The organism is Yersinia vastinensis (assembly GCF_044905075.1).
GTDB lineage: Bacteria > Pseudomonadota > Gammaproteobacteria > Enterobacterales > Enterobacteriaceae > Yersinia > Yersinia vastinensis.
Window position 1 is genome coordinate 3,152,551 of sequence record NZ_CP173260.1, and the last position, 12,272, is coordinate 3,164,822.

The following is a 12,272-nucleotide window of genomic DNA, read 5'->3' on the forward strand; positions in this document are numbered from 1 at the left end:
GACTGGCAAAACTGCAATACCTCACAGAGTGAAATACTGGCTTAGCGGGATGCATTTTCACATCAAACTGTCTTCGTCTTCGATACTTCTTACGGATATTCCGAGTCGTTGCATCCGAGATAACAGAGTGGTTCGTTTCAACCCCAATTTAATCGCCGCTCCTTTTGGCCCGGCAACCACACCGTTGGTTTCTCGCAATACCCGAATAATTCGCGTACGTTCAGATTCTGAAAACTCCGGCTCATCACTCTCTGGTAATAATGGTTTATGAATGGTTTTTTCCGATACCGGCTTAACCGCCTCTAAGGGGGATAAATGGTATTCCAGTTCTTGTAACTGCAAATTTAATGTGGTTCCACGACTGAGTATCACTGCCCGTTCAATCACATTTTCCAGTTCACGAATATTCCCAGGCCATGGCAGGCGACTGAGTAATCGTAATGTTTCGCCCGGAATGATATCGATAGTGCGGTTCATTCGTTTGGCTATTTTCTGAGTGAAGAATTTTACTAATAGGGGAATATCTTCAGGGCGTTCACGCAGTGGCGGGATCACAATCGGAAAAACATTGAGCCGATAATAGAGATCACTGCGATATTCTCGATTTACCATCATCAATTTTAAATCACGATTTGTTGCTGCAATTAACCGAACATCAACTGGAATAATTTTACTACCACCCAAGCGTTCTATTTCTCGCTCTTGTAATACCCGTAAAAGTTTTGGTTGCAGTTCTAGGGGAATATCCCCCACCTCATCAAGAAATAGCGTGCCACCATCAGCCATTTCAAATCGACCAATACGTTGTGCCGCAGCTCCGGTGTAAGCCCCCTTCTCATGACCAAAGAGATCGCTTTCCATTAAACCTGAGGGAATAGCTGCACAGTTCATTTTCACCATACGTTTATTCTTTCGGGTGCTTAAATTATGAATTGCGCGGGCTATTAACTCTTTACCGGTGCCGGTTTCCCCCAGAATCAACACAGTACAATCACTGGAGGCCACCATTTCAACCTGTTCCAGCACTGCTTTAATTCCTGCACTGTGGCCAATGATTTCGCCAAACTCTTCATTATGAATAATCTGGTCAGTGAGATAGAGATTTTCATTTACCAATGAATCTTTCAGGCGCGTAATTTCGTTGTAAGCCAGAGCATTATCAACCGCAATAGCAATTCTGGCAGCAATTTGACGTAATAACTTGAGGTTACTGTCAGTGAAGATATCACTCTGACATTGCGCCAGTTTTAATACCCCCAGCATTTTATGACCGAAAAATAGCGGTAATAAACAAACAGCTTGTAACCCCTCATCCAGCATATTAGCCAGTTGTTTATCATCCGGCGCTAAGAGAGAAATATCGGCTAAATTTACCAGCAATAATTCGCGGCTGCGTAAAACTTGCCCTGCTAATGTGCCCGTCATATCTACCCACGCCTGCTGGTACTGTACCGCTTTCCCCACCTGATAGCGGGTAGAAAAAACATTCAGTTTATTTTTATCTTTATGCGTGCCACATATTGCCAGGCTAATGTAATCAATATTGAAAAAGCGGTGTATCTCTTTAGAGACTTCTGCGGCTAATACATCCAGTTCCAGTTTAGAAATAACCGTATTGGTGACATCCACCAATATTCGGAAGTGATCTCGTTCAAAGCGCAGTTGCTCTCGTTCAGAACATGCCCGTTTTATTTCAGTAATATTATCAACTGCGATAGCCACGACCTCGGCCAATAGTGCCAAAAAAGTCACAGCTTGCTCATCAAACTCACTATTATCAGTTTTAATAAACTCAACGCATCCCGACCAATGATTGCCATGGCCTAAGGGAAAGTGACAGCCAGAATGTAATTGCTGATATGGCGCTAAATCACAAACTGTAGAAAACTCCCTTCGCATACGATGTGGGTCAGTTTGCAAAGGTATCTGTTGTTGCCAAGCCATCCCACCAGGCCCTTCAGCAAACAAAATATTGTGTGAGCCCACAACGGTGTCAGTCACTTCATCATGAGTATAAAGTGTCATTTGGTTATACAGCGGGTTCAGCAGTAATAAATTGACACGTTGAAAACGCACGACAGAAAAAGAGAGCTTTCGAAGCTCATTAACTAAATCGGTGATATCCCTCAATAATAATAATCTTTTTGATACCCGGAACAATGTATCTTGCCAGACTTGGGCCAATGTGGGGCGGGGTAGTTTTTTTGTGCTATCCATATATACCCAAAATAATTAAGCCCAGAGAAGTGGAGTTTAAATACTTTAAGATATTGAAATAAAAAAATATATATTAACCCGCTGTAAGCTTGATCTGGATTAACAAACTTTTTGACTAAAACTTATGCCTGCTTACCTATGGGTGAAATCACGTCTCATTTACATCAAAACCAAATAAAACATTAAGTTACACACAGTTACAGCTATTTATTTCAACGCATCACATGCTTATCGAGATATAAATATCTATATAGCGAAATTTATCTCGATGAAGGACATGAATACCAGACTGTGCACACAACAGAGAAATAATCCTTAAAAAATTCCCAATAAAAAATCCAGTTAGGTTAGCCCAAAACTGGATTTTATTTTTATCTCTGCTGTTACTGCTTATTATCTAATTTCAGTCGCTGATTATTTTTTCTTCGCGTATTTCAATGAATCCAGTGCTACTGCAAAGATAATGATCGCACCCTTGATAATGTATTGCCAGTAAGGGTTTACACCGATATAAGTCAGCCCATAGTTAATGACGGTAAAGATGATAACACCGGTTACCACACCGATAACCGTACCCACCCCACCGCTGAAGGAGACACCGCCAACCACGCAAGCCGCAATCGCATCTAACTCATACATAAAACCGAGGTTGTTGGTGGCACTACCGATACGGCCCGCTTCTAACATCCCACCGAAGGCATAGAACACACCGGATAAGGCATAAATCATGATCAGGTTTAACGGCACATTTACACCAGAAACTTTTGCCGCTTCTGGGTTACCGCCGATAGCGAAGATATTTTTACCAAAGCGAGTTTTGTTCCACAATACCCAAACAAAGCCGATAGCAATGAGTGCATAAAAGGTAATATAAGACAGCTTGAAATCACCAAATCGTAAGAATCCTTGGGCAAAGGTCGAGAACGCAGGATCAAAACCGGCAATTGGCGATGCACCAACAAAGTCGTAATACAGGGAGTTAATCCCGTAAACAATAATCATCGTGCCCAATGTGGTAATAAATGGCGTCACATTCAGATAAGCAATGATAATACCGTTAACCAGACCAATAACTGCACCAATTAAACAAACGGTTAAGATAACAACCGGGATGGGTACCGTCTGTAAATCAGGGAAAACTTTATTAACGTTATCCATGGATTGCAACATGGTTGCCGCAACCACCGCCGCTAACCCCACCTGACGACCCGCAGACAAGTCAGTCCCTTGGGTAACAATCAAGCCCGCAACACCGAGTGCGATAATGATACGCACAGAAGATTGGGTCAGAATATTACTTAAGTTCATCAGGCTTAAGAATGTCGGGTCCTTGACAATAATTATTGCCAACAATACGAATAACACTACATAAATCCCGCTCTCTTTTAGGTAAGTGAGCATGCTTTTCTTATTTAACGCATTCATAATAAGAACCTTCGACTAGATTAGAGATGCAAGGATGCAAGACGTAATATTTCATTCTGCGTGGCTTTTTTGGTTTCAACAATGCCCGCAACCTGACCATTACTCATTACCAAAATTCTGTCAGTGATCCCTAATAGCTCAGGCATTTCAGAGGAAATTATAATAATTCCTTTGTCTTTCTTCGCTAATTCAGTCATTAACTGATAGATTTCAAACTTAGCACCGACATCAATACCCCGAGTCGGCTCATCCAACATTAATATTTCTGGCTGAGTCAGTAGCCAACGGCCAATAATAACTTTCTGCTGATTACCACCAGATAATGAACCGATACTGGTACGGTGACCGGGGGTTTTTACCCGCATTGCATCGATAACCCATTGGGTATCGCTTTTCATGCGTGTATTGTCCAGCAGCCCAAATTTATTTTTATAGTTGCGGATATTCGATATCAGGGAGTTAAAACCAACATCAAGATAAGCATAAATCCCAGTGGAACGACGCTCTTCCGTCACCAATGCAAAACCATGATTAATGGCTTCATTGGCACTGTGGTTATTAATATTCTTACCATGTAGCTTAATGGTGCCAGCGACTTTTTCACGAATACCAAATAAAGTTTCAACGATATCGGTCCGTTTGGCTCCCACCAATCCGGCAATCCCTAAAATCTCACCTTTATGCAAATCAAAGGAGACATCACGAATAGAGGGTTGGCGCAGTGAAGTGAGGTTTTTCACTTCCAGAATAACTTCACCAGGTTTATTTAGGCGGTCAGGGAAGCGCTGACTCAATGAACGTCCCACCATCATTGAGATGATTTGATCCATCGTCAGCCCTTCCAGCGGCTGAGTTGCTATCCATTGGCCATCGCGCAAAATAGTGATTTCATCGCACAGTTGAAATATCTCTTCCATCTTGTGGGAGATATAAACAATTCCGCAACCACGCTCTTTTAATTTACGGATAATGGTAAATAGATGATTAACTTCTTTCTCAGTTAATGAAGAAGTCGGCTCATCCATAATAACGATTTTGGCGTTATATGAGAATGCTTTGGCAATCTCGATCATTTGCATTTGCGATACGGATAAAGTGGCAACTTTATCTCGTGGGTCTATATCAATATCTAATTCATCAAAGATAGCCTTGGTGTCTTTGTACATTTTATCTTGATCGACAAAGAAACCTTTCGTGGGATAACGCCCCAACCACATGTTGTCCATGACGGTACGCTGTAACACCAGATTTAATTCCTGATGCACCATAGACACGCCATGTTCTAATGCTTCTTTAGAACTTTTAAATTCTATTTCTTGCCCCTGAAAGAGAATGCTCCCGGAGTCTTTTTTATAGATACCAAACAGACATTTTAATAGCGTTGACTTACCTGCTCCATTTTCTCCCATTAACGCATGAATAGAATTTGGTCGCACTTTAAGATTTACGTTATCTAACGCCTTTACGCCTGGAAATGATTTATTGATATTACTCATTTCCAGCAACCACTCACGGGGTTGTGCTGTATTAATATCGGCCATAGTTGTACCTGGCTAAGAAGCGTGACTTTTCCGCGAGATATATTCTATCCACCGAACAGCGCACACTCTAAAATAAGGATTAATGCAAAAAAACCTTCCGCCCCGCTACTGGTTATCCACTATTGGGCCAGAAGGTTAATAGTTACTTCTTTACGTTTAGCCACCTATTACCGGTGCTGACTGTTACTTGGTAAATTCAGCCAGATTATCTTTATCAACACCTACATACGGGATACGTACAATTTTGTTGTCGATTTTCCAAGTAGTCCCTTCAGCGGCAGGTTTGCCCGCAGCCAGGTTTTTAGCCAGATCAAAGGTTGCTTTCGCCTGATTGTTCGCATCATTCAGAACAGTACCGGCCATTTGACCTGATTTCACCATCGCCAATGCTTCTGGCAGGGCATCAACACCAAAGACTGGAATGCTAGTTTTGTTATGCGCTTTCAATGCTTCTACTGCCCCCATTGCCATCGCATCGTTGTTGGCGATAACCACTTCAATTTTGTTTGCATTAGGGCCAGATAACCAGGCATCCATTTTGTCTTTAGCCTGAGCGGTATCCCACATGGCAGTATCTAATTGCAGTTGCTGTGTTGGCAGACCTTTTTCATTCAGCGTTTTAATGACGTAAGTGGTACGAGCTTCAGCATCTGGATGGCCCGGCTCGCCTTTCAGCAACACAAATTGAATTTTGCCATCTTTGTTCAGATCCCAAGCAGGGTTGGCTTGCCAGTGTTTGGCAATCAGCTCACCCTGAATCACGCCAGATTCTTTAGAGTCAGTCCCTACATAATATGCTTTGTCGTAGCTATCCAGTGCTTTGCGTGAAGGCTCTTTGTTATAGAAAACAATTGGCACATCATTGGCACGCGCTTTATCAATAACCACTGGCGCTGCGGCTGGGTCAACCAAGTTGATCGCCAGTGCTTTTACGCCTTTCGCCAGCAACACGTCGATTTGGTCGTTTTGCTTGGATTGGTCATTCTGCGAGTCGTTCATCAGTAAGGTAACGTCAGGAGATGCTTTAGCATCTTTCTCGATAGCTTTACGGACCACGGACATAAAGTTGTCATCATACTTATAAATAGTGACACCAATACGGGTATCAGCTTGAGCCGCCGCGCCGAACATCATGCTGGCAACCAGAGTCGCTAATGTGAAAACCTTCTTATTCATTTGTATCTCCGGGTTTATGTAGGGTAGTACAGGGTGATAACACCATCGCCTTAACGTGAGAAAACCCCATCGTTCAAAGCAGCTGACACTGAATATCTATCGTCCTTGAGCACACTCCACTCCGAAAAGCAGCCTGAGTCGTCAAAAACCATGTCATTTACAAACTCCTCGTCTGCGGAACTCGTGTTTGTAAATCGCTATTCTAAAAACCCGCTACCGTGTATTTTTTTATCCGGTAACTGATGACATATTGATACATTCAGGTAGAAAACCACTAGAGCATAGACGTCCCGTTGTTAAGAATCTGTGAATTTTCTCACAGATTGAAAACGGTTACACAAGAATAAATCCCCAACTAGTGAGCAACACCACAAATTGCGACAGAATGTCGTGGGACCAAGGTGGGAGTAAAACAATAAGTGGCGTGAGGGTCCGTTGCACGGCTGGCCCCTTCAAGCGCTAACTCGGTAGCTAAAGTTGCCATAGAAACAATAGGATAACGGACTGTCGTCAATTTTGGGCTGGTATAACGTGCTATCGGGATATCGTCAAAGCCCACCAGCGAAAACTGCTCAGGAACGCTGATACCGTTTTCTTTCAATACGGCTAATGCACCTGCAGCCATTGAATCATTGTAAGCAAACACAGCACTGAGTTGTAAATTACGCCCTAGCAAGTCAATCATCGCCCGTTCGCCTCCGGCCAAGTCTGGAGAACCGTAGGCTCGCCAACTCTCCGGGGCAGTGATACCGGCACCTTCAAGCGCATTTAAGTAGCCAGTTTGGCGCTGAAGAACATCATCAATGGGGTGGTTAGAACCGAGGAAACCAATGCGTTGATGATCCTGTTTCAGTAACAAGCGACACGCCATTTGCGCACCGCTAACATTGTCTAATCCTACGCAGCGATGCTCAAAACCGGGAATAATCCGATTAATCAGGACCATACCAGGAACTTGCTCTAAAAAAGTGATTAACTCGCCGTTACTCAATGCCTTAGCATGAACAACCAAGGCGTTACAGCGTTGACGGAGCAACACTTCAATGGCATGACGTTCTTTATCAGCCTGATGGTAACTATTGCCAATCAACACATATTTCTGATGCTGCTGGGCAACGGTGTCCACCGCTTTCACTAATGCACCAAAAAAGGGATCTGAGACATCCATGACGACGACACCGACAGTATCACTGCTTTGCGTGGCGAGTGCTTGCGCATTGGCATTGGGCCGGTAGCCCAGTTCTGACACAGCTTTCAAGACAGCTGCACGGGTTTCTGGCCGGATAGCGGCACTGTTATTAAGGACTCTGGATACGGTAGCCAGCGAAACGCCCGCCCGTGAAGCCACATCGCGAATGGTGATATTGTTTCTAGCTGAATGCAGAGCGGCCATGGCTTATCCTGTGAAAAATAAGTCGCCATGCTACGGAGCGAACAACCGAGCATGGCAGGTGGCCTATCCTACCCAGTTTGTTGAAATTGCCACGTGAAATACGTCACAAGAAAGAAAACGTTTACATACAAATTTGCAACCGCCCACTCATTTTGACTTTGCTGGCATATTCACGGCTTAGTGTTGCGTGGTTGTAACGATTGACCGCAGGCATAAGCTGTCAATTTGCGCCATAGCCACTCAACTGGCCCTTGGGCAAAATAGTGCAGCCATAACAAGGAGAAAAGAATATTGCACAGCCAGACCAATGGAACGACAGCGAGCAATTGCACGCGATCAAGTTGTTGGTATAAACCGAAGTGATAGAACAGCAATGTACAGAGTAATGTCTGTAGTAAATAATTGCTTAATGCCATGCGGCCAACCTGTGCCAACCAGTGGCTGATTCGCCAGCCCGAGAGTGTCGGCCAAAAACCATACAATAGAGCGAGATATCCCACGGCCTGCAACGGGGCACCTAACTCACGGGGAACTTGTAACAAGAAACCTGTCCAGCGGAAATCCCATCCCACCAGCCATTGCATCACCACACCGGGTATTTGGATAACTAATGAAAGCGGTATCAGACATGCAGCGAGAAGCCGGTAATGGCGTAAGCTAAACTCGCCCCGTAACCAACCGCAACGCATTAACCCTGCGCCAAAAAGCATCGATCCCGCCAGTTCCCAGCCATATTGCGCACCGATAGCAATCAAATTGGAGGACAACAGATCAAGCCGGTTTTTCCAGGCTTCCACTCCGCCCTGCAACTTCCAAAATTGTTCATATTGCAAATCCGCAGGCCCCGGTTGCCAAAAACGCCCCGGTTCCCCACTGGTAATAAACCCCAGCAGTAATAATACCGCGACGCCTAGCAAATACATCACAACCCCTGTGCGCAATAAACTGGCAGCATCTTTAGCATCACGAATCATTCGCCAGCACACCAGTCCAATCAAACCATAGGCTAGTAGAATATCCCCATCCCAAAAGAAGATGCCGTGAATTAATCCCAGTAATAGCAGCAGAGAAAGCCGCGCCCGTATCCAGCTTTTACCCCGTTTAAGTAACAGTTCAAGGCCCGCCCCAAATAAAATAGCAAAAATAGACAGGAACTTTGCTTGCGCGACGATATCAAGGATGGCCCATGTCCAAGTATCAGACACGGAGGGGAGACCAAGGTAGGCAGGATTAAGGTAAGCTGCTTTTGGTAGGCCGAAAGCACTGATATTGAGCAGAAGAATGCCAAGAATGGCCAGACCTCGCGCACTGTCTAGCGTTGCGATGCGTTGACGCATACCCGACATCCTGTTTTGGAGCACCCAATGGTGCCCATTCTGACAAAAGATTAATTAGCCGTTGTGGCGTACTGCACGCAGGAATTCCTGGCGAGTATTTTGGCTGGATTTGAATAATCCACCCAGTGATGTTGTGGTGGTGGCGCTGGTAGCATCACGGATACCACGCGCCTTTACGCAATAATGCACAGCATCAATAGAAACTGCGACATTATTAGTCCCCAACAAAGTCTGCAACGCCAGCAAGATTTGCTGTGTCAGTCGCTCTTGTACTTGTGGACGCTGGGCGAAAAACTGCACAATACGGTTAATTTTGGACAAACCAATCACGCTATCTTTCGGAATATATGCCACCGTTGCTTTACCATCGATGGTCACAAAATGATGTTCGCAGGTGCTGGTCAAGGTGATATCCCGCACAGTGACCATCTCATCGACCTTCATTTTATTTTCGATCAAGGTGATTTTAGGGAAATTTTCGTAATCCAGTCCGGAGAAAATCTCATCAACATACATCTTGGCGATACGTCTTGGCGTATCCGCCAGACTATCGTCAGATAAATCAAGATTCAGCAATTGCATGACTTGCGTCATATGTTCCTGAATCCGGGTCTTGCGCGTTTCGGCGTCTAGTTCTTGTTTGCGCAATGGGGTTTCGAGTCCACGGGCCAGCAATGCTTCATGAACCAGCTCAGCTTCTTTACTCAGCGATGACATTTTTCTCTCCAACAGGCGTACGTATCTGAGCGGGATAAACATGATGCAGATCACGTTCAGATTTTGCTCCCCACTTTAGTGGAGAGCAAAATGATTATCCAGTGATTGTTATTCATCTGTGATTGTTCTTTATATCATGATGAAAGAGCTGCATCTCTGCCAGCACCTGACAAACATTCAATTCGTGACAGTTTCCCGAGCGCGGGCTGGGGTTTTAATCACTAATCCGCCCGCAATAATCAGCGCGATGACAGCCACATAGAGTGCAGGCTCTAGCCGGTGGGTTAATGCTGTTGATATTGCAGACAATATTGGACCAACCAGTTGCCCGATAGCATAGCCGGTGGTCAGCAAACCGGCCATATAGCGAGTGTGTTCCGGTGCCAGTTCGCGGCCATGTTGCAGTGAAAGTTGAACAACACTGAGGAATCCGCCGCCGGTAAGTAATGCACCTAATGCTAACCCACTCACGCCCGGTACCCATTCGGCACACAGCACTCCTAAAGCCTGAATCCAAAGTGTCAATGCCAGCCGCGTTTGGGAAGTCAGGCAATGGCGCGTCAGAATACCGATGATGATACCAATCACGGCTGCACCGCCAAAAACAGGCCAGACAAATTGGGCGAAAAGGCTATCTGGAAACCGAGAGGTAGCCATTTGCGATAAAAACGTCGCCGGTAAAATATAGCCAAACCCCGCCAAACTGTAGCTCCATACCAAGCGTTTCAATGCCGGAGTTAAGGTCAGTGGAACAGCGGCAATATGTGGACGGTGAAGCTCCCCACTCCGCGGCAGATTAATACTGATCGTCGCAATAATAATCAGTGCCAATCCGCCATACACTAGCCAGGCTTCAGCGGCAGATAATTCATAGCTATGGATTAGGACGGCCAGCATACCGCTGATGAATATCCCCGCCCCTGGCCCGGCAAATACCGCCGCACTCAATGCCGGGCGACCAAAATGCGCCAGTCGTTCATTCGTCCAAGCAGCAATTAGCACCATTGACCAACCGCTGGCCCAACCAATCACAAAACGCACCAGACCATGCCACCACGGGCCATCGACGATAGCTGATAGCAGCGTTAGAGTCACCGCCCCCCATAATCCCAGCCATAAACGGCGCTCAACATGGCGACTGGCACGCATAGCATCAAAGGCACCGAACAGATAACCCAAGTAGTTAAACGCCGCCACCAGCCCCGCACCTGTTAGTGTAAATTGGTGTTCCGCAATCATAAGAGGCACTTGTGGGGTAAAAGCAAAGCGACCAATTCCCATCGCAACCACTAATGCCAAGAAACCACTTAATGCAATTCTTAGTGCCATCCGCCCTACCCTATATTGCTCTGCCAGTGAATTGATCTGCCAGTCTGTTAAAAGAAAGTTGCCAATATCATGCCTGAGCATTAGAATCACAAAAAATGAATAATACTCACTAAGTTCATCACAAAAAGAGAACACTCATGGATCTGACCCAGCTACGCATGTTTTGCTGCGTGGCAGAAACCGGTTCCGTTGCCCGAGCAGCGGAGCAAATGCACCGCGTCCCTTCAAACTTGACGACACGCTTACGCCAGCTTGAAATTGAGCTAGGGGCTGATCTGTTTATCCGTGAAAAACAGCGCCTGCGTCTGTCGCCTATGGGCCATAATTTTCTCTGCTACGCCAACCGAATTCTGGCACTGAGTGAAGAGGCAATGCGCATTACCCATGCTGGTGAACCCGCGGGCCATTTCCCACTCGGTTCAATGGAGAGTACTGCGGCCACTCGCTTACCCAGCTTGCTGGCGTCTTATCACCAGCGCTACCCTAAAGTTGCCTTGTCACTGACCACCGGCACTTCCGGCGAGATCATTGAACAAGTGCGGGCGGGTACACTCGCAACCGCGCTGGTCGATGGCCCGGTACAGCATGATGAGCTGCACGGCTGCCGCTCCTTCGACGAAAAATTAGTGATCATTTCCTGTGTTGATCACCACCCTATTGAACAAGCCCAAGACGCCGTGGACGAAACACTGTTTGCTTTTCGCCCCAGTTGCTCATACCGGCTGCAACTGGAGAGTTGGTTCCGTCAAGCTGGCGTACTACCTGGGCAAATCATGGAAATTCAGTCCTACCATGCCATGCTGGCCTGCGTGGCCAGCGGTGCTGGGTTAGCGCTAATTCCACACTCGGTATTGGCTTTGCTACCAGGGCATGAGCGGGTACAAGTTCATTTGCTGCCACCTGATATCGCCAACACTTCGACTTGGTTGATTTGGCGCAAAGATGCCTTTAGCCCTAATGTCCGCGCACTCAAAGAACTGATCATTGAACAGACGGAAATGCCGTAATTGAGCAAGCACAACCCCAGTTTACGGTCATAATTCATACAATGATCATGGGCTATCATCACGAACAGCCACATGCAACATATATGATACATAAAGAATATATTTATATAACACTCATTACACAGAAGCT

9 protein-coding genes are annotated in these 12,272 nt (G+C 45.7%); 1 reads left to right on the top strand and 8 read right to left on the bottom strand.

Features of this window, described 5'->3' with window-relative positions; translation table 11 throughout:
* Positions 1 to 57 precede the first annotated feature (57 nt).
* The 8 genes from flhA to ACIOG0_RS14740 all read right to left on the bottom strand — a co-directional run bounded on the left by flhA (position 58) and on the right by ACIOG0_RS14740 (position 11,135).
* Positions 58 to 2,217 (bottom strand): formate hydrogenlyase transcriptional activator FlhA, encoded by a 2,160-nt coding sequence (flhA, locus tag ACIOG0_RS14705; RefSeq protein ID WP_050098689.1) that lies wholly within the window; start codon positions 2,215 to 2,217, stop codon positions 58 to 60.
* A gap of 414 nt (positions 2,218 to 2,631) precedes the next feature.
* Positions 2,632 to 3,642 (bottom strand): galactose/methyl galactoside ABC transporter permease MglC, encoded by a 1,011-nt coding sequence (mglC, locus tag ACIOG0_RS14710; protein ID WP_050098690.1) that lies wholly within the window; start codon positions 3,640 to 3,642, stop codon positions 2,632 to 2,634.
* A 20-nt stretch (positions 3,643 to 3,662) separates the two neighbouring features.
* Complete coding sequence (gene mglA, locus ACIOG0_RS14715) at positions 3,663 to 5,183, bottom strand: galactose/methyl galactoside ABC transporter ATP-binding protein MglA (RefSeq protein ID WP_050140985.1); 1,521 nt, start codon at positions 5,181 to 5,183, stop codon at positions 3,663 to 3,665.
* A gap of 183 nt (positions 5,184 to 5,366) precedes the next feature.
* The gene (gene mglB / locus ACIOG0_RS14720; protein ID WP_050098694.1) at positions 5,367 to 6,359 is read right to left on the bottom strand and encodes a galactose/glucose ABC transporter substrate-binding protein MglB; all 993 of its coding nucleotides are present in this window, start codon (positions 6,357 to 6,359) and stop codon (positions 5,367 to 5,369) included.
* 355 nt (positions 6,360 to 6,714) lie between these two features.
* Positions 6,715 to 7,752 carry an HTH-type transcriptional regulator GalS gene (gene galS, locus ACIOG0_RS14725; RefSeq protein WP_050098696.1) on the bottom strand — a complete coding sequence of 346 codons (1,038 nt, stop codon included), beginning with the start codon at positions 7,750 to 7,752 and terminating at the stop codon, positions 6,715 to 6,717.
* Between the two features lie 170 nt (positions 7,753 to 7,922).
* Positions 7,923 to 9,089 carry a DUF418 domain-containing protein YeiB gene (gene yeiB, locus ACIOG0_RS14730; protein WP_050098698.1) on the bottom strand — a complete coding sequence of 389 codons (1,167 nt, stop codon included), beginning with the start codon at positions 9,087 to 9,089 and terminating at the stop codon, positions 7,923 to 7,925.
* A gap of 54 nt (positions 9,090 to 9,143) precedes the next feature.
* Positions 9,144 to 9,806, bottom strand: coding sequence for a GTP cyclohydrolase I FolE (gene folE / locus ACIOG0_RS14735; RefSeq protein ID WP_004709152.1), 663 nt, complete (start codon positions 9,804 to 9,806; stop codon positions 9,144 to 9,146).
* A gap of 177 nt (positions 9,807 to 9,983) precedes the next feature.
* On the bottom strand, positions 9,984 to 11,135 hold the full coding sequence (locus ACIOG0_RS14740) for a YbfB/YjiJ family MFS transporter (protein ID WP_128451752.1): 1,152 nt from the start codon (positions 11,133 to 11,135) through the stop codon (positions 9,984 to 9,986).
* A gap of 137 nt (positions 11,136 to 11,272) precedes the next feature.
* On the opposite strand from ACIOG0_RS14740, the gene ACIOG0_RS14745 reads away from it, so the two are divergent.
* Entirely contained in the window at positions 11,273 to 12,142 is an 870-nt protein-coding gene (locus ACIOG0_RS14745; RefSeq protein ID WP_050098704.1) for a putrescine utilization regulator PtrR, read from the top strand.
* Positions 12,143 to 12,272 lie beyond the last annotated feature (130 nt).